At 45.6% G+C, this 20,765-nt stretch carries 26 protein-coding genes; 24 read left to right on the top strand and 2 right to left on the bottom strand.

Annotated elements, in window-relative coordinates:
• The first annotated feature begins 6 nt into the window (after positions 1-6).
• From ACE4RR_RS04145 to ACE4RR_RS04090, 12 genes are all read left to right on the top strand, one after another.
• Positions 7-1,536 carry an ATP-dependent helicase ComFA gene (locus ACE4RR_RS04145; RefSeq protein WP_375534132.1) on the top strand — a complete coding sequence of 510 codons (1,530 nt, stop codon included), beginning with the start codon at positions 7-9 and terminating at the stop codon, positions 1,534-1,536.
• Positions 1,533-2,339 carry a ComFC family protein gene (locus ACE4RR_RS04140; RefSeq protein WP_375534131.1) on the top strand — a complete coding sequence of 269 codons (807 nt, stop codon included), beginning with the start codon at positions 1,533-1,535 and terminating at the stop codon, positions 2,337-2,339. Before ACE4RR_RS04145 ends, ACE4RR_RS04140 begins: the two co-directional genes overlap by 4 nt.
• 38 nt (positions 2,340-2,377) lie before the next feature.
• Entirely contained in the window at positions 2,378-2,803 is a 426-nt protein-coding gene (locus tag ACE4RR_RS04135; RefSeq protein ID WP_375534130.1) for a TIGR03826 family flagellar region protein, read from the top strand.
• 110 nt (positions 2,804-2,913) lie between these two features.
• The gene (gene flgM / locus ACE4RR_RS04130; protein WP_375534129.1) at positions 2,914-3,180 is read left to right on the top strand and encodes a flagellar biosynthesis anti-sigma factor FlgM; all 267 of its coding nucleotides are present in this window, start codon (positions 2,914-2,916) and stop codon (positions 3,178-3,180) included.
• A 72-nt stretch (positions 3,181-3,252) separates the two neighbouring features.
• Positions 3,253-3,756, top strand: coding sequence for a flagellar protein FlgN (locus tag ACE4RR_RS04125; RefSeq protein WP_375534128.1), 504 nt, complete (start codon positions 3,253-3,255; stop codon positions 3,754-3,756).
• A gap of 21 nt (positions 3,757-3,777) precedes the next feature.
• Positions 3,778-5,337 carry a flagellar hook-associated protein FlgK gene (flgK, locus tag ACE4RR_RS04120; RefSeq protein WP_375534127.1) on the top strand — a complete coding sequence of 520 codons (1,560 nt, stop codon included), beginning with the start codon at positions 3,778-3,780 and terminating at the stop codon, positions 5,335-5,337.
• 30 nt (positions 5,338-5,367) lie between these two features.
• The gene (flgL, locus tag ACE4RR_RS04115; protein WP_375534126.1) at positions 5,368-6,246 is read left to right on the top strand and encodes a flagellar hook-associated protein FlgL; all 879 of its coding nucleotides are present in this window, start codon (positions 5,368-5,370) and stop codon (positions 6,244-6,246) included.
• Between the two features lie 25 nt (positions 6,247-6,271).
• A complete protein-coding gene (locus ACE4RR_RS04110) occupies positions 6,272-6,616 on the top strand; it encodes a hypothetical protein (RefSeq protein ID WP_375534125.1) in 345 nt (114 codons plus the stop codon).
• 31 nt (positions 6,617-6,647) lie between these two features.
• Positions 6,648-6,872 carry a DUF6470 family protein gene (locus ACE4RR_RS04105; RefSeq protein ID WP_375534211.1) on the top strand — a complete coding sequence of 75 codons (225 nt, stop codon included), beginning with the start codon at positions 6,648-6,650 and terminating at the stop codon, positions 6,870-6,872.
• A gap of 77 nt (positions 6,873-6,949) precedes the next feature.
• Entirely contained in the window at positions 6,950-7,408 is a 459-nt protein-coding gene (fliW, locus tag ACE4RR_RS04100; RefSeq protein ID WP_375534124.1) for a flagellar assembly protein FliW, read from the top strand.
• The gene (gene csrA, locus ACE4RR_RS04095; protein WP_375534123.1) at positions 7,408-7,638 is read left to right on the top strand and encodes a carbon storage regulator CsrA; all 231 of its coding nucleotides are present in this window, start codon (positions 7,408-7,410) and stop codon (positions 7,636-7,638) included. The genes fliW and csrA overlap by 1 nt, the downstream gene beginning before the upstream one ends.
• Before the next feature lie 324 nt (positions 7,639-7,962).
• A complete protein-coding gene (locus tag ACE4RR_RS04090; RefSeq protein WP_375534122.1) occupies positions 7,963-8,664 on the top strand; it encodes a response regulator transcription factor in 702 nt (233 codons plus the stop codon).
• 47 nt (positions 8,665-8,711) lie between these two features.
• Here the strand turns inward: ACE4RR_RS04090 and ACE4RR_RS04085 are convergent, their stop codons facing one another.
• Positions 8,712-9,185 carry a competence protein ComK gene (locus ACE4RR_RS04085; protein WP_375534121.1) on the bottom strand — a complete coding sequence of 158 codons (474 nt, stop codon included), beginning with the start codon at positions 9,183-9,185 and terminating at the stop codon, positions 8,712-8,714.
• Positions 9,186-9,925: 740 nt separating this feature from the next.
• Here ACE4RR_RS04085 and ACE4RR_RS04080 point away from each other — a divergent pair.
• From ACE4RR_RS04080 to ACE4RR_RS04030, 11 genes are all read left to right on the top strand, one after another.
• Positions 9,926-11,020: a flagellin N-terminal helical domain-containing protein gene (locus tag ACE4RR_RS04080; protein ID WP_375534120.1), complete on the top strand. Its 1,095-nt coding sequence runs from the start codon at positions 9,926-9,928 to the stop codon at positions 11,018-11,020.
• A gap of 578 nt (positions 11,021-11,598) precedes the next feature.
• A complete protein-coding gene (locus tag ACE4RR_RS04075; RefSeq protein ID WP_375534119.1) occupies positions 11,599-11,823 on the top strand; it encodes a carbon storage regulator in 225 nt (74 codons plus the stop codon).
• Positions 11,824-12,038: 215 nt separating this feature from the next.
• Positions 12,039-13,136: a flagellin N-terminal helical domain-containing protein gene (locus ACE4RR_RS04070; RefSeq protein ID WP_375534118.1), complete on the top strand. Its 1,098-nt coding sequence runs from the start codon at positions 12,039-12,041 to the stop codon at positions 13,134-13,136.
• Between the two features lie 99 nt (positions 13,137-13,235).
• Positions 13,236-14,075, top strand: a complete 840-nt coding sequence (locus ACE4RR_RS04065) for an alpha/beta hydrolase family protein (protein ID WP_375534117.1) — start codon at positions 13,236-13,238, stop codon at positions 14,073-14,075.
• Positions 14,076-14,165: 90 nt separating this feature from the next.
• Positions 14,166-14,366 carry a YjfB family protein gene (locus ACE4RR_RS04060; protein WP_375534116.1) on the top strand — a complete coding sequence of 67 codons (201 nt, stop codon included), beginning with the start codon at positions 14,166-14,168 and terminating at the stop codon, positions 14,364-14,366.
• Positions 14,367-14,524: 158 nt separating this feature from the next.
• Positions 14,525-14,893 (top strand): flagellar protein FlaG, encoded by a 369-nt coding sequence (locus ACE4RR_RS04055; RefSeq protein WP_375534115.1) that lies wholly within the window; start codon positions 14,525-14,527, stop codon positions 14,891-14,893.
• A gap of 141 nt (positions 14,894-15,034) precedes the next feature.
• Positions 15,035-16,573: a flagellar hook-associated protein 2 gene (locus ACE4RR_RS04050; RefSeq protein WP_375534114.1), complete on the top strand. Its 1,539-nt coding sequence runs from the start codon at positions 15,035-15,037 to the stop codon at positions 16,571-16,573.
• A gap of 111 nt (positions 16,574-16,684) precedes the next feature.
• A complete protein-coding gene (locus tag ACE4RR_RS04045) occupies positions 16,685-17,161 on the top strand; it encodes a P-loop nucleotide/nucleoside kinase family protein (protein ID WP_375534113.1) in 477 nt (158 codons plus the stop codon).
• 55 nt (positions 17,162-17,216) lie between these two features.
• Positions 17,217-17,567, top strand: coding sequence for a DUF2200 domain-containing protein (locus ACE4RR_RS04040; protein WP_375534112.1), 351 nt, complete (start codon positions 17,217-17,219; stop codon positions 17,565-17,567).
• Between the two features lie 71 nt (positions 17,568-17,638).
• Entirely contained in the window at positions 17,639-18,001 is a 363-nt protein-coding gene (locus tag ACE4RR_RS04035) for a VOC family protein (RefSeq protein WP_375534111.1), read from the top strand.
• Positions 18,002-18,062: 61 nt separating this feature from the next.
• Positions 18,063-18,560, top strand: coding sequence for a GNAT family N-acetyltransferase (locus ACE4RR_RS04030; RefSeq protein WP_375534110.1), 498 nt, complete (start codon positions 18,063-18,065; stop codon positions 18,558-18,560).
• 307 nt (positions 18,561-18,867) lie between these two features.
• On the opposite strand, the gene ACE4RR_RS04025 is transcribed toward ACE4RR_RS04030, so the two are convergent.
• A complete protein-coding gene (locus ACE4RR_RS04025) occupies positions 18,868-19,602 on the bottom strand; it encodes a class I SAM-dependent methyltransferase (RefSeq protein ID WP_375534109.1) in 735 nt (244 codons plus the stop codon).
• Positions 19,603-19,912: 310 nt separating this feature from the next.
• On the opposite strand from ACE4RR_RS04025, the gene ACE4RR_RS04020 reads away from it, so the two are divergent.
• Positions 19,913-20,734, top strand: a complete 822-nt coding sequence (locus tag ACE4RR_RS04020) for an SDR family oxidoreductase (protein ID WP_375534108.1) — start codon at positions 19,913-19,915, stop codon at positions 20,732-20,734.
• Positions 20,735-20,765 lie beyond the last annotated feature (31 nt).

Here is a 20,765-nt window from a genome sequence, read left to right as displayed (position 1 = left end):
ATGCCTATGCTGTACAACCTCGCTTTACCTTCCTCTCACGCACCACTGCGGTGTTTCCCCGCAGATCACCTCCCGCCAGGATGGCAGGTCGTCCACGGTCCTGCAAAAATCAGCTCCCTTCCAGAGCCCGGGCAGCAGCAGCCAGAACATCCACCTCCCGAGAAGCTGCTTTTGCATCCCCATTATTCTGAACTGCAGCACTTCCTCTCCGGCAGAGAACTTCTTCTTGAAGAAATCAACCTTGCTCCTTCTTTGTTAACACCATTTATTGAATCCGGTTTTGTAAAAATTCGGTCCGGGCTTGAACAGACCTTAAAGGGTTACGTATGCCGTCGATGCGGGGAAGATTCGCCACGCCGATTCGGAATTTTCCCTTGTGCCTGCTGTCAGACAAGCTGCACTTACTGCCGCAGCTGCCTGATGATGGGTAAAATCTCATCGTGTACGGCACTTTACAGCTGGAACGGGCCGTCTCCCCCACAGCCAATTTCTCACAATCTAGCCTGGGACGGAGTCTTTTCTGAAGGGCAAAAGCGGGCAGCGGATAAAATCAATTCAGCAATATCAAGGAAGGAAGAGCTTCTCATTTGGGCTGTATGCGGTGCCGGCAAGACAGAAATAGTGTTTCCTGCGGTGAGACAAGCCTTACAGGCAGGAAAGCGTATTCTGCTGGCGACGCCCCGCACCGATGTTGTACTCGAGCTTGTCCCGCGCTTTCAACTTGCTTTTCCAGACACATTAATTGCCGGGCTGTACGGCGGCAGTGAGGACCGCCACCGCTGTGCGCCGCTTACAATTGCCACCACCCACCAGACGATGAGATTCCGTGAAGCATTTGATGTCGTCATCATTGACGAGGTGGATGCGTTTCCTTATACTTACGACGCATCTCTTCAATATGCCGTGGAAAAAGCAAAAAAACATACCGCTGCTACTATCTATTTAACCGCCACACCAACAAAAGCCCTTAAAAGAAGAATCAGCCGCCGCAGCCTGCATGCTGTCAGGATTCCTAGGCGTTACCACGGCTATCCACTGCCGGTGCCGCGCTTTCAATGGACAGGGAAATGGAAAAAGCATTTAGAAAAAAAACGGCTTCCGGACCCGGTTCTTTCCTGGTGCCGCGAACGAATCGCAAGTAAGACCCCTGCGTTTCTCTTTGTGCCGTCGGTGCATGTGCTCGAGGAAGTCACAATCCTTCTCCAGAGCCTAGATGCTGCCGTGGAAGGCGTCCATGCAGAAGATGCGAACCGTCATGAAAAAGTCAATCGGTTTCGCGAAAAATCAACACCTCTGCTTGTGACGACAACCATTCTAGAAAGAGGGGTCACCATCCCGGGAGTGGATGTGGCAGTACTTGGAGCTGAAGCTGAGGTATTCGAAGAAAGCGCACTTGTTCAAATTGCCGGCCGTGCCGGCCGCAGCAAGGACGAGCCGGAGGGGGATGTCGTCTTTTTCCATTTCGGAAAAACTAATGCCATGGTGCATGCGCGTAATCACATCCTTGAAATGAACAGAGAGGGAGCTGAAACATGACCTTAATACTTCGACCAACACTAAGCCCCTCTGCAGAGCCGGCATGTCTTTATTGCGGAGCCGAGACAAATGAACCGTTAACGTGGGAGACGTTTTTAGCGCTCACGACCAAACAGGCACTGCTCTGTTCTTCCTGTCAAAGCAGATTTGTCCATATCTCGGGAGAAAGGTGCAGGGGGTGCTCACGGCCTCTGGCAGAGCTTTCGAAGGGGCTGGTGAAAGAATTCCGCTGCAGAGACTGTGACAGCTGGGAAAACCGCCACGAGACGCAGGGACTCCTTGAAAGAAATTTTTCTATTTACAGCTATAATGACATGATGAAAGACTTCATCGCCCGCTGGAAATACCGTGGAGATGCTGCAATGATCCTGGCATTTCGTGAGAAGCTCCGCACCGCTTTTCTTCACCAATTTGCTGGCTATATGCCAGTGCCGCTGCCGCTGCACCCGGAGCGGCTTCTGGAACGAAGCTTCAATCAATCAGCGCTGATCGCAGCACTAATAAGTCAGCCATTGACGATTACAGAACATATAAAGCGGCTGCCACGGCCACTGCCGGTTCAGGAGATTTTAGAAAGAACGGCACATGAACAAAAGCAAAGCAAAAAGTCGCGGGCTGAGCGGATTTCATTTAACGAACTGCCTTTTCGTATCCGGAAAAAGAAGGAAAGTTTATTGAAAAGTAAAGATATCGTGCTGATTGACGATATATATACCACAGGAACAACCGTGAGAAAAGCAGCAGCTGTATTGAAACAGGCCGGCGCAGGCCGCATCGCTTCGTTTACACTCGTAAGAGGTTAGAGCAACTGTGGATTTTATGCTGGTGGAAAGGAAAAGTTATGCAAAACTTAGAGAACTGTCCGCACTGCGGAGATTTATTTGTCAAATCATTACGCCCGGTCTGCAATCAATGCCATACGGACATGGAGAAAAAATTCGATGAAGTGTATCGTTTTATCCGTAAGCGTGAAAATCGGTCCGCATCAATGGCGGAAGTAGTGGAAGCAACTGATGTCACGGAAGAGGAAATTATTAGGTTTATAAAAGAAGGCAGACTGCGCCTGAATCAATTCCCGAACCTTGCATACCCTTGTGATTCCTGCGGAGCCTCCATCCGGGAGGGACGGCTCTGTTCAAGCTGTAAATCCTCCATCACGGGCGGGCTTCAGGCAGAAGCACGTGAAAAAGAGCGGAAGAAGCAGCAGGTGCAGGAGGAAAGAAAAAGGTATCAAACATATCATTCCATCAACGACCGCTTAAAATAAGCCTTAAGTATGTGTTAACGAACAGATAAACTATCCGATATAATAAATAACAAAGGAGTATAGCACTATTTTTATACAGAGAGACCGACTTTCTTAAGGAGGTGAACGGGATGAAAATCAATCCACTCGGCCCACTAAACAATCCATATCAAAAACAAGCAGATAAGCAGAGCGTAGAAAAATCCGGTTCTGCCCAGCAGGGACGGGATAAAGTAGAAATTTCAGAGCAGGCCAAACAGATGCAGCAGGGAACCTCTATCGATTCAGCCCGTCAGGAAAAAATCGACGCTCTGAAAGAACAGGTGGAAGCGGGCACGTATGAAATGAACCCACAAAAAACTGCACAGAAATTTTACGATTTCTGGACCGGAAAATAACGCAGACAGGCTGCCGAGGCAGCCTTCTTTTGGGTCAAGCTGATGATCGAATAACGGGGAAGGAGGAAATCGATGGCATTAAAAATGTTATTTCAGGCGATGGCGGAGCTGGTCAGGCTTCACAAGGAGCTGCGCGCTCTCTCACTCGAGAAGACGGAGCTATTGAAAAGCAATGACATGGAAGCTTTTTCATTACTTTTGAAAAAAGAGAGTAAGCTCGCGCGCCTGATTGAAAAAACGGAACAGGAGCGGCAGCAGGCAGCCCAGGAGTTTATGAATGCAGAGGGTGGAAGCGAAGAAAACGGCATGGTGACGATGAATGATGTGCTTGACAGGCTGACGGACTCATATAAAGAGCCGCTTCTGACCCTGCGCACGAGTCTATTACAGGAAATCACCAAGCTCCAGGAGCAGGAAACGCTGAACCGAACGATGATAAATGATTCTCTGCAGTTTGTGCAGCTCACACTCGACTTGATACAGCCGGATCCAGAGGCCGTCCATTACTCACGCCCCGGTGATCAGCCGAAAAAACAACGGAGCGAAGGCTTTTCCACCTTCGATTCGAAAGCATAAAGACGAAGGAGGAAATGCACGATGTACTCAACCTTTCACGGACTCGAAACCGCAAGGCGCGGCATGAGCACCCAGCAGGCTGCTTTACATACAACCGGCCACAATATCGCAAATGCTAATACCGAGGGCTACACCCGGCAGCGGGTAAACTTTTCGCAGACGGAATCTTTCCCGGGCCAGGGCCGCAACCGCCCCAGCGTACCGGGGCAGCTCGGCACCGGAGTGGAGGCTGATTTCATTCAGCGCATCCGTGATAACTATCTCGACGTACAATACCGCGGAGAAAATTCGAAGCTCGGGTATTGGGACACAAAGCATGCTTCCCTTGAGAAAATCGAGGACTTAATGAATGAACCGTCCGATGACGGCATCGCCAATACGATGGACGAATTTTGGACAGCACTGCAGGATTTGTCCACCAATCCCGAGGATTCCGGAGCTCGCTCTGTTGTACGCCAGCGTGGAATTGCCCTGGCGGAAACGTTTAATTATACGTCGGATTCTCTGCAGGCAAACAAAAAAGATCTTGGGGCGGAGATTACGACGACGCAGGATGAGGTTAATTCCATGCTTCGCCAGATTAATAATGTTAACTGCCAGATTTCCCGGGTAGAACCGCACGGGGATATGCCAAACGACCTGTACGATGAACGCGACCGCCTGCTCGATAATCTTTCCGGCATGATCAGTATTGAAACCGAGCGGGTCGAAAGCGGCGGTCAGCCGGAAGCGGCAGCAGAAGGCACGATGAACGTATATCTTATCGGGGATGATGGTGAGCGGATCAGTGCTCTCGTAGACGGCGAAAATCTTGATTACAAACAGCTTCAAGTGGAGACGGCAGCGGGCGGAAGTTATCATGAGTACGTAGAATCTGCTTCGTTTAGATGGGAAGGGGAGAGCGCAGACCACATAGAAGATCCGGATAATGCTCCGGAGATTACTTTTATAAACTCCCCTGGCAAGCTGCAGGGCCTGGTCGAATCCTTCGGCTATATGGACGATGGAGAAACATCTGGAATTTACCCAGAGCTGTTGAACAACCTTGATGAAATGGTTACCACCTTTTCTGCCCGTTTTAATGAAGTTCATAATGAGGGACAAGGCTTGAACGGCAGCAGTGATGTTGATTTTTTTACCTTTGATGAAAATACATTGAGTCAAAAAGGCGCCGCCGCTGCTCTCAGCATCAGTGATGAGATTAAGGAAGATCTCGACAACATAGCTGCCTCCACCAACGGTTACGCCGGTGACGGATCGAATGCCCAGGCCCTTTCCGATGTAAAGGATGAAGACCTCACTTTTGCCGGGACGACCACCGACGTACAGGGCTTCTATCAGGGAGTCATAGGTGATCTTGCCGTTGAAACGAGTGAAGCAGAGCGGATGGCAGGAAACACGGATAACCTGAGAAGCAGCGTCGACAGCCGCCGCCAGGAGGTCGGCAGTGTCTCCCTCGACGAAGAAATGACAAACATGATTCAGTTTCAGCATGCGTACAATGCCTCCGCCAGAAACATCACGATGGTAGATGAAATGCTCGACCGCATTATCAATAACATGGGCATTGTCGGCAGATAATGACGCAAGAACAGAAAGGGGCAAAAAACCATGCGTGTCACTCAATCAATGCTCGCACAGAACTCGCTGCGCCATCTGAGCCAAGGCTATTCCAAGCTCGGTAATCTACAGGACCAGCTTTCTACTGGTAAAAAAATCACGAGAGCCTCCCAGGATCCGGTCGTGGCCATGAATGGCATGCGCTACCGTTCTCAGACAGTGGAGGTCGGACAGTTTCAGCGCAATCTTTCCGAAGTATATAACTGGATGGACTCATCAGACGCAGCGCTCGATGAATCGACCCAGGCGCTCCAGCGGGTGCGCGAGCTGACCACTCAGGCCTCCAATGATACCTACGAAGAAGGCCAGCGCAGCAACATCGCTGAGGAGGTTGCCCAGCTGAAAGAACACCTCATTTCCATCGCAAACACAAAATCAAACAACAAATATATCTTTAACGGCCAGGATACAACCAACCCACCAGTCGACGAAAACGGCAGCACCTCCTCCGACGGCAAGGGCGATGTTGAAATTGAACTGCTGAAAGGCGTCACCATCCCAGTAAACAGCGACCCGCAGAACGTATTTAGTGATCAGCTGTTTCAGGACCTTGAGGATCTCGAATCCGCCCTGCTCGATGAAAACACAAGCGGAGAAGACCTCTCCGGCTTTATTGATACCATCGACGGCCACATCAACAACGCCGTAAACGAACGCGCCGAACTCGGCGCCCGCATGAACCGCGTTGAAATGATAGAGAGCCGCCTCGGGGAGCAGGAAGTCATAGCAGAGCGCATTATGTCTGAAAACGAAGACGCCGATATGGAAGAAGTCATCATCAAGCTGATGAGCCAGGAAAATGTCCACCGCGCCGCCCTTTCTGCCGGCGCCCGCATCATCCAGCCCTCCCTCATGGACTTCCTCAACTAACACGGGTGGATCTCCAAGTGATTCAGTGGAAACCGCTGCTGTACAGGGGAAAAATGGTCTGTCCACGGGAAAAAGCAAGCCGGCGGTGGAAAGCTCCAGCATTAGAGTGGAAACCGACTCCGCATCGGTGGAAATAGTAAAAACTAACGTGGAAAAACGCCCGCAGCGGTGGATAAGCGGTCACGAAAGTGGATATTCATTGATTCAGTGGAAACCACTGCTGTACAGAGGAAAAACGGTCTGCCCCCCGGGAAAAAGCAAGCCAGCGGTGGAAAGCGCACGCAGTAGAGTGGAAACTGAACCTGAATCGGTGGAAACGCTAAAAGCAGCAGGGGAAACGTACCCACATTGGTGGATAACGCACAACTAAAGTGGATAACTCTTCCAAACCAGTGAAATAAATTAGCGGAGGCGGAAAAGTTTTCGTCTCTATTGCCCGGCAGAACAGCAGCATGTATTCGCAGGAGGTCGAAATGGCCTATATGCCAAAAAGCGCCTCAAGTGTAAAATTTGATGTGGAGCCTCACAGTATTACAATCGATGCCCCTTACCGTCCGGTCCGGATAGAGGCGATAACCACGAGTCAATTATTGATGCACCACGCTGGGAAATCCAGCATTACATGAAACAAAAGCCAAGCATTCAATTCAACGTCACCGGTCTTCAGATCGATCAGACGTATTAAAAAGGTGGGACAAATATAGTGAAGCTGCAAACCAAACATAACGGAGAAATAGAAATTGACAGCCGCCGCGTGCTCACATTTGAACTGGGCCTTCCGGCATTCGAGAACGAAACCTCCTTCGTATTGCTGCCCTTCAGCAATGATGAAGTTTTTTTTATTTTACAATCCGCTAACACGCCGACCCTTGCCTTTGTGATCGCAAACCCGTTTCATTTTTTCCCGGATTATCAGGTGAAGCTTCCTGATGCTGTCATGGAACAGCTCGATATTGAAAAGGAAGAGGACGTCGGGATCTTTGCCATGCTGACGCTCCAGGAACCTTTCAAAAAAACAACGGCAAATCTGCAGGCGCCGATTATCCTGAACTTAAAAGCACAAAAAGGGAAGCAGCCGGTACTGAACGAGTCTGGCTATGAAAGGAAGCATTATCTCTTTCCGCAGAAGGACGAGGCGTCGGAACAGAAGGAGGAAGCCTGATGCTTGTACTGACCCGAAGAAAAGATGAATCGATACAAATTGGGGAAGATATCGAAATAAAGGTAATTGCGGTGGATGGGGACCAGATAAAGCTCGGCATTGATGCACCAAAGCACGTCGACATTCACCGAAAGGAAATATATTTAGCCATTCAAGAGGAAAATAACGAGGCATCCGAATCAAATTTATCGATCTTAGAAGAATTATCCAATCAATTCAAAAAAAATTAACATAAATTGTTCACTATAATGATGGGCATAAAGACTTACTTATTTTTACATAAAATTAGCAATTCCTCCAATTATTAATGACGATTTAAGAAAAACAGTAAAAAAGACTTGTATCTATACAAATGTATAACAAATACCCATGAAGCATGAGGGTACTCTCGTTCCTTTGCAAGTGAGCAAAAAAAAGGTAAAATTTTATTGTGTGAAAAAAGTATGGAAATATTCATACTATTTATAGAGAAAAAAGTATCATTACAGGGCAGCTTGGTGAAAGAGCAAAAACGATTCAAGCACTTTCACTTTTGACTTCAGGAGGAATACATAATGTCTAATAGGAAACCCCGCAGAGACCCAGGTCAGCGTCTCCCTCTATTATTTTTTGATGCCTCAGAAAATAATCGCCTAAAGGATGCTGGTGAGCGCCTGGGCAAAACCATCGTGGAGGCCCACACAGAGAACCTTCCAGTCTTATTTGAAGAAGGCTTAAAGAAGGATACCCTCTACTTTGCCCTGTGTGACAAGGACTCGCTCTGCACCAATATTGCAAAAACAGAAGCTATTCAGCGTTATTTCCGGCTCGGAATTAACATTCCGTCTTTTGAAAATATCGTCCTCGATGATCTTCTTCAAAAAGACGTCAACGTTCTGCTTGCGGCAGATCGTGAGGATCAGGACTGGTTCGTGCACTTCAAGCGGGCCCAGAACTTTCTTATGTATATTGACCCGTTATTTCAGCCCCAGCTCGTGTTGAATTATAGAAAACTTCATTCCGTTGTTCACGAAGAACCCCAGCAGGAGCTGGAATTGGATACAGAAAAAGCACGCATGACTCTGTCTGATGCAGAAGTGCGGATTCTTGAAAAAATTCTTGAAGGAAAAAGCAACCGACGCATCGCCGAGGAGTGCTTTCTCGCAGTTGCGACAGTTAACAACCATGTCAGCCATCTGACCAAAAAAATGCATGCAAACGACCGTACGCATACGATTAAACGTGCCATAGAAGAGGGCTGGGTAGAGATTTCTTAACCGCCAATTGGAAAAGACGAACCTACGAACTGGTTCGTCCCACTGCATTAAAATGTTTTATAGCGTTGAAAAACAGACTGGCAGTGTGCCGTCCGCAGCAATTGCTGCTGCACCGTATAATAGCTTACCGGCACTTTGAGCTGCTGCCCATCCATAAAAAAGATGTATGCACTGTTTTTCGTATGTACCTTTACGTCCCTCACGTGATGGTAAAACAACCAAATATTCTGAGGGTTTCGGATAGACTGAAGCGGAAATGCATAAATATCCTCGAGCCGGTCAACTGGAACCGGCCATTTCTGTTTAAAGCCAAGCCGTTTCTTCACCGCATCATGTCTTCCCTGCATTGTGGATCCCCGCTCCATACAGGCATAGGACATGATTTCGCGCGGTGTCATCGAGGTAAACACAACCCTTCCACCGAGCTCATACACGAGCGTCTGCGCTGTTTCCTCAAAAACAGGAACAAACGCCATTGTTTTCTCACTAACAAAATACCTCTCCTCTACCTTGCTGTTCATCCTGCTGCTCCTCTCGCGTTGGTGATGACTGACTTTAGTGGTAAGTTCTGACATAATTATAGGCATATTAGGCACAAATGACTACAACAATACTACTTTATGTTTGCTAAAAGTGAACATAAATTAGTGGAATAAACACCTGATATATGCGGGATATACAAGAGAGGTTGAATCATCCTTGCGCAAACTCGCTTGCACTTTAGAAAGATTAACTTTATTGATTAAAGTATAAGAAAAGCTAAGGCTTTCGCCATTCCTGGCGACAAGCCAAGTTTTTCTTTACCGCGGGCAACGCTTCAACTTCCTCGGCAGCTGATCGCTGCCTGCGGGATTTTCAGCTGTTGCTTTTCTCGCAGGCGTCTCGCTTGCTCCACTCTGATCAACCATCTCTTATGCGTGGTAGAGGAGAAATTATTCATATAGCTTATCCCACAAAACATAGGACGTGCTAGTGTCGAGGTTTGCCACAGGAGGTGGCCCGTTGTAGTCGACCTGCAGTCGTTGCCTTACGCTTCAATTTAATGTTCGCGTTAAATCAGAATAGCACTTATGAAATTGATTCAATTAAACATGAAAAAAGACTTAAACATTGTCCCGGTTTCTCCGATATAACGTGTGTAAGGATGAGAAAGCAATCCTGGCGGCCGACAGGAAAGCCGATCATCCCATGAATACGAACGTTTCTCCACATGGACGTGGAAGGAACGTAAAAACACACATTCAAGGAGGAATTTTTTGTTATGATTATCAACAACAATATTACCGCATTGAACACCCACCGCCAGCTCGGTATCAACCAGGACGCACAACAGGGCTCCATGGAAAAACTATCATCTGGTATGCGCATCAACAAAGCCGGAGATGACGCAGCAGGCCTGGCCATTTCCGAAAAAATGCGCGGCCAGATCCGCGGACTTGATCAAGCCAGCCGTAACGCACAGGATGGTATTTCGATGATCCAGACGGCAGAAGGCGCTCTTGGTGAAACTCAGAATATTCTTCAAAGAATGAGAGAGTTATCAGTACAATCTGCGAATGATACGAATACAGGTTCTGATAGGGAAGAACTACAAAAAGAAGTAGCTGAACTACAATCAGAAGTGGACAGAATTGCAGATAATACAGAGTTTAATGAACAAAAATTGCTGAATGGAAACTTAGGTGGAAAAGTAAATTCGGATTCAGATACTACTACTGCATTTGATGTTACTGGAGTATCCGATATAAGTACTTCTGGGGCTAAAGAGGATACTTACACTCTTACTGCTGATAATACTGGGAAACTAACGTTGGAAAATAGTGCCGAAGATAAATCTCAAACTATTTCTAACGATGAAGGAGAGCAGACATTAAACTTTTCCGATTTTGGAATTTCTATAAAAACTAACGATGCTTATGAGATAGATAGTCTTGCAGATAAAGATATTGATATTACTGCCGGATCAGCCTCGTTTCATATTGGGGCAAATGAAGACCAATCTATAGATCTGAGTATTAACGATATGTCTCAAGAAGGGTTAGGAATTGAAGACCTAGATATTAGCGACCAAGAAGGAGCAAACGAAGCAATAGCAACAATTAGTCAAGCGCTTAAAGATGTCTCCGCTGAAAGATCTAAACTTGGGGCAAATCAAAATAGACTTGATCACACGATTTCGAACCTGGACAATTCTTCTGAAAATCTAAGTGCAGCAGAATCTAGAATTCGCGATGTAGACATGGCAAAAGAAATGATGGAGAATACTCGTGCTAACACTCTTGCACAGGCCTCTCAATCCATGCTCGCTCAGGCTAACCAGCAGCCACAGTCTGTACTTCAACTACTTGGTGGTTAATACAAATAAATCGATTAAGACTCCGTCGCTGCGGGGTCTTTTTCTATTATATTTTACTGCTTGATAATAAATTGATAATCTGGTCTTGCTTATCCATGCGTTTTAGTACCGTTTTCATGTTATCGTTCATTTCGTGCACTTTTTTCTTCATTTGCTGCTGCTCTATTTCTTAGTTAGTAACTCGACCGTCTATACGTCCCATATTCTCATCTTGACTCATATTTTCATCCTTTCGTATTTTTCTGTTGGTTTAGATAACCTATTTATTTAATAGAGTCACGATTATTGTAGATGTCTACAAACGTTAATTTCTACATTATACAATATTTATTAAAATTGATTAAACATCTATCAATTACTTCCGATAATAATAATAGATAAGAAAGATAGAAGCGCGCCAAAGGATTGGCGGCTTTGATAGATTTAAAACTTCATGCATGTATCGGCTCAAGGATGAGCAGATAAACTTCTTTTACCATGAAAAAAGCGGGGATCCGCAGTTGTTTATTTGCTCATCTTTTTTGCGTCGATATATGTAAAATTATTACAATTAAATAAAAGCTCGAGGAGGAAGCAGGATGCTTGTATTAGGTAGGAAGCCTGGTGAGTATGTTGTGATTAATGATCAGATTAAGGTACAGGTAGTAAAAAGTGAGAACGGCCATCTGCGGCTGGCCATCGATGCGCCGCGTGAAATTCCGATAGTTCGCGGTGAGGTATTCGAAGAACAGCAGGTGGGGCGAAAAGATATCGTTTCACCGAAAAAAGCTGCCAACAAAACGTCAACAAAAGACATTTCATAATTGAGATCAGCTCAAGGAAGAGCCGGTGTATTGGCAGGATTCGCAGGAAGCGTTGTCCATGCCTTATATCGGCTCTTTTTATTCTTTTCGGGGGTGATGCGGATAAAGCCACAGCCAAAAGCGTTGAAATGATTAGTCACTTGGTTCTTTTGTAAAAGATGGCATAAGGACGTGCCATCAAAAATCCATTAATATAACACGGAGGTAATGTAAAAATGATTATTAACAATAATATTCCAGCACTTAACACACACCGTCAATTGGGCGTTAACCAGGGCAACATGCAGAATTCAATGGAAAAGCTTTCTTCTGGTCTTCGTATTAATCGTGCTGGTGATGACGCAGCGGGTCTGGCAATATCTGAAAAAATGCGCGGTCAGATTCGCGGCCTTGATCAGGCTTCTCGTAACGCTCAAGATGGAATTTCTATGATTCAGACAGCGGAAGGTGCATTAAGCGAAACACATGATATTCTTCAAAGAATGCGTGAATTATCTGTTCAATCAGCGAATGATACTAATACTGATGATGATCGTGATGAACTACAAAAAGAAGTTGAACAATTACAATCCGAAATAGACCGGATTTCAGAAAATACGGAGTTTAACGATCAAAAACTTCTAAATGGAGGTTTAGGAGGCACAGTAGATCAAGATATAACTAGTACGACAGTGCTTGATGTTAATGGAATTGCGGAAGTAACCACTTCAGGCGCTAAAGCTGGAACGTACACAATTTCGGCAGAAAATACTGGCAAGTTAACCATGTCTTATACTGATAATGAAAGTAATGTGCATACCCAGGAAATCGATAATACTGATGGTGCTCAAACTTTAAACTTTTCAAAATTTGGTATAACTATTGAAACTAATGCAGGTTATACCGAAGACAATGGTGTTGGGAATGTAGAAATTACTTCAGGCTCAGCAAATTTTCAAATTGGTGCCAATAAAGACCAAAATATTCAGTTAAGTATCAATGATATGGGGCAAAATAATCTAGGTATAAACAATATCGATATTAGCTCCCAAGAAGGAGCAAATGCTGCTATCGAGAGTCTCGATTCAGCTATAAAAGACGTTTCGGCAGAACGCTCTAAGTTAGGAGCAGTACAGAATAGGTTGGATCACACCATTTCCAATCTAGATAACTCATCAGAAAATCTTTCCGCAGCGGAATCCCGTATCCGTGACGTAGACATGGCCAAAGAAATGATGGAAATGACACGCGCCAACATCCTTTCTCAGGCTTCACAATCCATGCTTGCGCAGGCAAATCAACAGCCACAATCTGTACTTCAGTTGCTTGGTTAATTTTATATACCACAAGACTCCAGCACAGGCTGGGGTCTTTTTTTCTTTTCTATCATCCTCTCGTATATGATACGATGCAGAAAAGGAGGCTGTTATTTTATGTCTAACCAAATAGAAAACAAATCCTTCGACATTCCATTGGAAGATGATTTATACCTGCGTGGCAATGTCCATGCCCCAAAGGAACGTTCCAACAAGCCGGTCATCATTATCTGCCACGGCTTCAAGGGCTTTAAGGATTGGAGCTTTTTTCCTCATGTCGCAGATGAGCTGGCGAATGAGGGTTTTTATGCGGTTCGGTTTAATTTTTCCTGCAATGGTGTGAATGAAAGTGATTTTGATGAGCTTGAGAAGTTTGCGGTGAATACATATTCGCGCGAGCTGGAGGATCTGGCGGTGCTGTTTGATCATATGAAGGAGGAGCGGCTCCCTTTCGCAGAGGAGTTCGACCTGGAGCGCATTGGTATGATCGGCCACAGCCGCGGCGGGGCGATCAGCATTTTGTTTGCGGCGGAGCATCCAGAGATTAAGACAGTTGTGACGTGGAATGGTGTTTCTGAAGTTGATTTTCTAAGCAACGAGCTGAAAGATCAAATCCGCAGCAATGGCGTCGGCTACATTCCGAACAAGCGTACAAACCAGGATATGCCAATTAAAGCTGAGCTGCTTGATGATATTGGACAAAATAGAGAACGATTCAACATTATCGCTTCCCTGCAGTCGATGCAGACCCCGGTGCATATTGTTCAGGGGGACCAGGACAGCGAATGGCTTGTCGAGGGCGCGGAGAAAATGAAGGATGCAGCATCCCAGCATTCGCTTGCCGTGATAACAGAGGCAGATCATACCTTCAATTCAGTTCATCCGTTCGAGGACGCATCTCCAGAGCTGCGCAAGGCATTAACTGAAACGACGAGCTTCTTTAAACAGAATTTTTAACTACCCTGCATACTTTTTCTGGAAAAACTCTTCAGTTCCCCGTCAACTAACCGATGTTATCCATAGAACCTATGCAATGGGGGTGGAAGCATGGATATTGCGGCGATGTCGATGGCGATGAGCCAGGGCAAGGTGAAGCAGCAGGCAAGCCTGTCGGTGATGAAAAAGGCGATGGACACAGGGGAACAGCAGAGTGAGTTTATGAATAAGATGCTGGCTTCGTCCGGCACGCAGGCTGTTCAGCAGGCGGCTGAACCTCATAAAGGGGCGTCGTTCGATATTTCTATCTGAACATGCCTTAGCCTTCCCAATTATCGGGGAGGCTTATTTTATGAAATTAATTAAGACTGTTACATAGGGTTTCTGCCACAGCTTTTCGATAAAAATATAAAGAACCTCCTTCAATTGCCGATATAAAAAAAAAACCTATTGGGGATGGAGGAAGGGACATGGGTTTACACGTATCAGGGGCTGGGCAGTCAAAAGAGATGTTTGTCACAAAGCAGGCAGGCGGGAGCGAAGAGCCGCCAAAGGAAAGGACGGTGGCTGAAGAAATTCAGCGGGCCGCGATGGATACTCACACGAAAACAAAGTATCCGACGGATCTTCAGTCGCAGGTGGATGGGATGAACAAGCTGCTGGAAGCTGAATACACGTCGTTGAAATTTAATGTGCATGAGGATCTTGACCGCATTTATGTGCAGGTGCTGAACCGTGATACCGATGAAATTGTCCGTGAGATTCCTCCGGAGAAGTTTCTGGACATGATTGCTTCATTTATGGATCAGCTCGGCCTGCTTGTTGATGAAAAAATATAATAGGAGAAAAGGCGGCTTTTCTACAGAAAGCTGTCTTTTTTCTAAAGGACCTGAAAGCATTGCCGATACATATGAATAGAACAAAATCAATAGAGAGCGTGCGTACTGCTCTCTTTTTCTTTTTAAAAGGAGGAGCGAAGCATGGATAATCGGGTGACCGGATTTGCGTCCGGAATCGATATTGACAGTCAGGTGCGGCAGCTCATGCAGGTGGAGCGCGAGCCGCTGAACAAAATGCAGCAGGAGCAGCTGAAGCTGCAGTATGAAATGGAGAATTACCGGGAAGTGAACCGGGAAATGCAGTCGTTCAGTGATTCCATCTTTGACGATGGCATTATTCGTTCGCAGAGCATGGGAGCGAAGGAAGCGACAAGCTCGAATGAAAGTCTGGTCGGCGTGAATGCTTCATCGGAAGCGGGCGAGGGCAGCTACACGATCTCTGAAGTCAGTCAGCTTGCGTCTGCGGCTCAAAATAAAAGTACCTCTGACATACTAAACAGCTCTGGTGAACAGCTGTCAGCCACAAACGCGCTGGCGGACGAACTTGACAGCATTGACGGCGAGTTTTCGTTTGATATCGCTACAGTAAATGCAGACGGGGAAGAAGTGACTGAAACGTTTACGTTTGAAGGCTCTGATTCCCTGCAGGATGTCATTGGTGCGATCAATCAATCGGATGTCGGCGTAAATGCGTTTTATGATGAATTTTCCGGACAGATGTCTCTCACCCGCTCAGAAACCGGGGAATTCAGTGAAGACGGCGCTCCGGAAATGTCCTTCAATGGCAGCTTTTTAACTGATGTTTTAAACCTCGATGAGGCAGAGGAACAGGGCGGGCAAAACGCGCAATTCACGATGAACGGCATTGAAACGGAACGCCGCTCGAATACGTTTACTGAAAACGGCGTCGAATTTACACTTAAGGATACGTTTGCGGATACGCCAGTGCAGGCAAATATCAGCACGGATACCGATAGGATTGTTGAGACTATCACCGACTTTGTCGGCAAATACAATGAGATGATTGAATTGATTGACGGCAAACTGACTGAAGAGGTGTACCGCGACTATCCTCCGCTTACCGATGAACAGCGTGAGGAAATGTCTGAATCTGAACAGGAAAAATGGGACGAACGCTCCCAAAGCGGGCTGCTTGCTAGAGACAGTCTATTATCCGGTGCGCTGGATACGATGCGCCAGGATATGTATGGTTCAGTCGAAACCGGGGACGGTGCTGCATTTTCACAGCTGACTGAAATAGGTATTACGACCACTAACAACTATCGGGACCGCGGTAAGCTTGAGGTGGATGAAGATAAATTGCGCGCTGCCGTAGAACAGGATCCGCAGGCGGTGCACCAGTTGTTTGCCGCGGATGGCGACAGCTATGAAGAACAGGGCATCGCCCAGCGCGTCCGCGATTCCGTGGACAGTGCCATTGAACAAGTATCCACCCGCGCCGGCGGGCCGACCACTGTCTCGCAGGAGCAATTCACGATCGGCCGTGAAATGTCCCAGCTCGATGACCAAATGTCCAACTTCGAACGGCGTCTTGCCCAAACGGAAGAACGCTACTGGAACCAATTCACACAAATGGAACAGGCCATCGCTCAGGCAAACAACCAGTCTCAAATGCTGATGTCGCAGATGGGCGGCATGGGAATGGGCGGAGGAATGTAAGACAGGCAGACCGGGGTGCAGCGCGCACCCTGGTTTTTTTTATTAATAAAGTAAAATGTATGTCTGAAGAATATTGTATATTTATTAATATAGAAAAGGAGATGATATTACATGGCAAAGCTCCATTTAATGGTCGGTCTCCCCTGCAGCGGCAAAACTACCCTTGCTAGGAAACTTGAAAAAAAATATTCCGCTCTGCGGCTTACTCCCGATGAATGGCATACGCGATTAGGCCATGATTTCGGGTATAATATGACCGATTCGGACATGACCATACATAATGCTAGACACGAAGCAGTGGAATCTATGATGTGGGATGTTGCGGCTAGAATATTAACTCTTGGCGTTGATGTAATACTGGATTTTGGATTCTGGAGCAGAAGTGAGCGAGATGATTTTCGTTCCCGTGCCAAGGAACTGGGAGCTGATTTTAAAATCCATTATAACGATATTTCTGAAGAGGAGTTAATTAAACGTCTAAAGACTAGAAATGCTGAGAAACCAGATTCTACTTTTGTTATCCCCGAAGCTACACTGAAAGAGTGGATACAAATCTTCGAACCCCCTTCACCAGAAGAGCTTGAATAACAAAACTTGAGAAAATATAATCACAATTTAACTGAATAATTAAGGAGGATATTTCATGAAAAAACATCGAATTTATACAATGAGTGTCGCGAGTGTCTATCCCCATTATATTACGAAGGCGGAAAAAAAGGGGCGCACGAAATCAGAAGTCGATGAAATTATCTGTTGGTTGACAGGATACAGCCAGGAAGACTTAGAAATAGAACTGGAAAAAAAGACAGACTTTGAGACCTTCTTTGCACAAGCCCCTCAAATGAATCCTTCACGGGATCTGATCAAAGGTGTCATCTGCGGCATCCGAGTAGAAAATATCGAAGAACCATTGATGCAGGAAATTCGCTATTTGGATAAGCTGATTGATGAGTTAGCAAAAGGAAAAGCGATGGAGAAAATACTGCGGAAATAATAAAAAACGTAGAATCACTGATTCTAGTTGTAGATAAAATAAACACAAAATTAAAAAAGAAGGTGATGTTTTTGCTTAATATTGGAGCTATTGTTTGGGGAGTTAGGGATCTGCATGCAGCGATACAGTTTTGGAGTGAGGCACTTGACTACCGGCTGAAATATGAACCGGATGAAGATTGGGCTATTCTGATACCCAAAAAAGGTACTGGCATCCAACTTTCGATTTCTGTTGTTACATCTGATTCGCAGAAGCATCAACGTCACCATCTAGATCTATTTACAGACAGTCAAGAAACCGAAGTAGAGAGGCTTCTTCAAATAGGAGCTTCAAAGGTTGATTGGGAATATGAAATCGACGCAGACTATATTGTCCTGGCGGATCCGGACGGCAACAAGTTTTGCGTGGTTCAGGATGATAATCAAAATCCGTAGTTTGTCACAAGAATAGTGAAGACCATGAACAGACAAAACTTCTATAAAAAGGGAGAGAATAATGGAAATTAGACTTTTAAATCCAGTAGATGCTGGGAACGCTCTTCAACTAAGGTTTGAAGCCTTACAAAACAGCCCTGAAGCATTTTCTTCCAGCTATGAGGAGGAGAAAGATCATTCCGTTGAAAAGTATGAGGAGAGGTTTCAATCTCAGGATTTGTTTACCTTCGGTGCCTTTGAAAATAAAGAGCTTATCGGGACGGTTACTTTAGTGAAAGAAAAAAAGCTTAAACTAAAACATAGAACGAATATTTTCGCCATGTACGTTTCTCCTGACAAGCGTGGGAATGGTGCTGGAAAGTCTTTATTACTCGAAGCAATTAAGAAGGCAGAAGAATTAGAAGAAATTGAACAGATCTATTTAACGGTGGTTTCTACAAATGATCCAGCCAAAAGGCTTTATTCCTCGTTGGGGTTCAAAATATATGGAAAAGATAAAAGATCAATAAAATTAGATGATACATATTTTGATGAAGACTTAATGGTTTTGATTCTTTAGAAGAAGTTTTTAGAACTAGCAATAGAGTTAAACAGATAGTGGTGAAACTAAAATATTTCGACCGTCAGATTTCAATCAACTAATCAATTGGATTGACTCTCCTAATCTTTTCGAAACAACTGACCTAATGGTTGTATATCGGTAGAAGTACCAATCATTTAAAATCACTATCTAACCAACTATAAGTATAAATCTACTTATTATAATTAGGGTGTTAAAAGTAAAAAATGGCAAGGATTTTCTCTTACCTGGAAAATAAACCAGAACCGCTTTCCCCGTTCCTGAGAAAAAGCGGCCATGCTTTGTTTTAATCTGGATTTCTTGCAATAAAAACGAATTCCAAGCCCGGACGATCCGGCGCATCCCGGACATCCTCCACAATCAGGTGTGCCTCGGACAAAGAATCAATAACCTCTGTTTTGCTGCGAAACCTTAATGTCGATTCAGAAGTAATCACGGTACCATCGCTGTGAAACACAAAGGTGTTGCGAAAGGAAACGAGAGGGTATTGCACATCAAGAAGTTCACTCCACGTCTCAATTTTCCCCTTTTCAGGAACGTCGATTACATCAGAGGAAGACTCCCGCTGCCAGCTCTTCCATGCTTCTTTTTCAGGGTTACGGACTTCGAAAACCAAACGGCCACCCCGAACCAGGTGACTGCGGCACTTTCTGAGAGTTGAAAGCCACTCCTCATCCGTCAGAAAGACTTGGGCGGCATTTCCTGTCACCGTGATGAGATCGGTTTTTACATCATCTGGGAGTTCGGCTATTGTTCCATTAACCCACTTCACCATGTCTGCATATGTTTTTCGTTTGGCTGCATGAAGAGAAGCAGCGGCAGGATCTACTCCAATGACTTCCTTCCCGCGTGCAGCAAGTTTGCACGCGAGGTTGCCGGTACCGCAGCCAAGGTCAATGACGGTCTGGACATTGAAGTCTTCTGCTAGTTTCAAGTAAGGGTCAAGATCCGGACGTTCAGATGAATCAAAATAATCATAAACATCTGCGAGTCGTTGATCAGCAAATATTTTGTCAGGCAAGTATTAAAACCTCCTTCAATTCGGTTTATCACAATGCTTCATTCTTAAGCCGGTTTCATTATTCGAAATCATCATAGTTTTCATAATAATCATCCCCTCATTTAATAATTATAGTATATAGTAAGTAAGGTGGCTGGTTAAATCTCAACCTTTTTTATACAAGAAAATTACCTCATAATCATCGAAGGTATGGAAGGAATGCCACCGGAAAAAGGAGCTTTCAGATAAGCACCTGGCAAAACAGGTAGTGTACAAAGAGATTATTCAAAAACTAAAATAAGAAGTTAAACAGAAGCGAGGAACTCATATTATGACCAATTTACATAGAGAATTACATCCGTTGAAAGGGAAAAAGGTGTTCATTACAGGTGTGAGCCGCAGACAGGGCATAGGCTACGCAGCTGCCCGCCAGGCTGCAGCGTGGGGAGCCAGTCTTGTGGTTCATCATTTTCAGTCTCATGATCATGAACAGGAGTGGGGTGCCGATGATTTGAATGCTGTGTTCAAGGGGATTAAAGAACAGCTTATTGATGGTGCTTCCTTGCATGAGGTAACAGGAGATTTCCAGGATCCGGAAGCTCCTCAGCAAGTAATGGAGTCAGTAAGAAATAAATCCGGCCGCATTGATGCGTTAGTCTGTAACCATGCTCTCAGTGGCAGTGATGGAGCGATCGGCGAGCTGAGCGTAGAAATGCTGGACAAGCATTGGGCGGTGAACACCAGATCGTCGATACTTTTAGCGCAGGCCTTTGCCAAACAGCATGAAGCACAATCGGGAAGAGGACGGATTATTTTTATGACATCGGGACAAAGGCTTGGGCCGATGCCCGGTGAGGTTGCTTATGCTTCTGCCAAAGGGGCACTTGCGGATATTACGATGACGATTGCCGATCAGCTGGCCGATCAAAATATTGCGGTAAATACTGTAAATCCTGGTCCTGTAGACACGGGTTATCTGGATAAGGAAACATGGGAGAAGATTGAACCGAAGTTTCCTTTCGGAAGATTCGGACGCCCTGAAGATCCAGCCCGCCTGATTGCCTGGTTATTAACGGAGGAGGCTTCGTGGATTACCGGCCAGATCATAAATTCAGAAGGTGGATTCGGAAGGTGGCGCTCCAGCTCAGAGTAATATTCTTAAACTTACTGGCTTCGTCGTCCAA

Source organism: Alteribacillus sp. HJP-4, from assembly GCF_042139015.1.
Lineage (GTDB): Bacteria > Bacillota > Bacilli > Bacillales > Marinococcaceae > JBHIKY01.
The sequence above is the reverse complement of the archived record's forward strand: the minus strand, read 5'-3'. Positions and strand labels throughout refer to the sequence as shown.

Bases quoted from the DNA above. Each gene is read 5' to 3' on its own strand.
- ACE4RR_RS04145 (WP_375534132.1), top strand. From the start codon at position 7: ATGCTGTACAACCTCGCTTTACCTTCCTCTCACGCACCACTGCGGTGT.
- ACE4RR_RS04140 (WP_375534131.1), top strand. From the start codon at position 1,533: ATGACCTTAATACTTCGACCAACACTAAGCCCCTCTGCAGAGCCGGCA.
- ACE4RR_RS04135 (WP_375534130.1), top strand. From the start codon at position 2,378: ATGCAAAACTTAGAGAACTGTCCGCACTGCGGAGATTTATTTGTCAAA.
- flgM (WP_375534129.1), top strand. From the start codon at position 2,914: ATGAAAATCAATCCACTCGGCCCACTAAACAATCCATATCAAAAACAA.
- ACE4RR_RS04125 (WP_375534128.1), top strand. From the start codon at position 3,253: ATGGCATTAAAAATGTTATTTCAGGCGATGGCGGAGCTGGTCAGGCTT.
- flgK (WP_375534127.1), top strand. From the start codon at position 3,778: ATGTACTCAACCTTTCACGGACTCGAAACCGCAAGGCGCGGCATGAGC.
- flgL (WP_375534126.1), top strand. From the start codon at position 5,368: ATGCGTGTCACTCAATCAATGCTCGCACAGAACTCGCTGCGCCATCTG.
- csrA (WP_375534123.1), top strand. From the start codon at position 7,408: ATGCTTGTACTGACCCGAAGAAAAGATGAATCGATACAAATTGGGGAA.
- ACE4RR_RS04090 (WP_375534122.1), top strand. From the start codon at position 7,963: ATGTCTAATAGGAAACCCCGCAGAGACCCAGGTCAGCGTCTCCCTCTA.
- ACE4RR_RS04085 (WP_375534121.1), bottom strand. From the start codon at position 9,185: ATGAACAGCAAGGTAGAGGAGAGGTATTTTGTTAGTGAGAAAACAATG.
- ACE4RR_RS04080 (WP_375534120.1), top strand. From the start codon at position 9,926: ATGATTATCAACAACAATATTACCGCATTGAACACCCACCGCCAGCTC.
- ACE4RR_RS04075 (WP_375534119.1), top strand. From the start codon at position 11,599: ATGCTTGTATTAGGTAGGAAGCCTGGTGAGTATGTTGTGATTAATGAT.
- ACE4RR_RS04070 (WP_375534118.1), top strand. From the start codon at position 12,039: ATGATTATTAACAATAATATTCCAGCACTTAACACACACCGTCAATTG.
- ACE4RR_RS04065 (WP_375534117.1), top strand. From the start codon at position 13,236: ATGTCTAACCAAATAGAAAACAAATCCTTCGACATTCCATTGGAAGAT.
- ACE4RR_RS04060 (WP_375534116.1), top strand. From the start codon at position 14,166: ATGGATATTGCGGCGATGTCGATGGCGATGAGCCAGGGCAAGGTGAAG.
- ACE4RR_RS04055 (WP_375534115.1), top strand. From the start codon at position 14,525: ATGGGTTTACACGTATCAGGGGCTGGGCAGTCAAAAGAGATGTTTGTC.
- ACE4RR_RS04050 (WP_375534114.1), top strand. From the start codon at position 15,035: ATGGATAATCGGGTGACCGGATTTGCGTCCGGAATCGATATTGACAGT.
- ACE4RR_RS04045 (WP_375534113.1), top strand. From the start codon at position 16,685: ATGGCAAAGCTCCATTTAATGGTCGGTCTCCCCTGCAGCGGCAAAACT.
- ACE4RR_RS04040 (WP_375534112.1), top strand. From the start codon at position 17,217: ATGAAAAAACATCGAATTTATACAATGAGTGTCGCGAGTGTCTATCCC.
- ACE4RR_RS04030 (WP_375534110.1), top strand. From the start codon at position 18,063: ATGGAAATTAGACTTTTAAATCCAGTAGATGCTGGGAACGCTCTTCAA.
- ACE4RR_RS04020 (WP_375534108.1), top strand. From the start codon at position 19,913: ATGACCAATTTACATAGAGAATTACATCCGTTGAAAGGGAAAAAGGTG.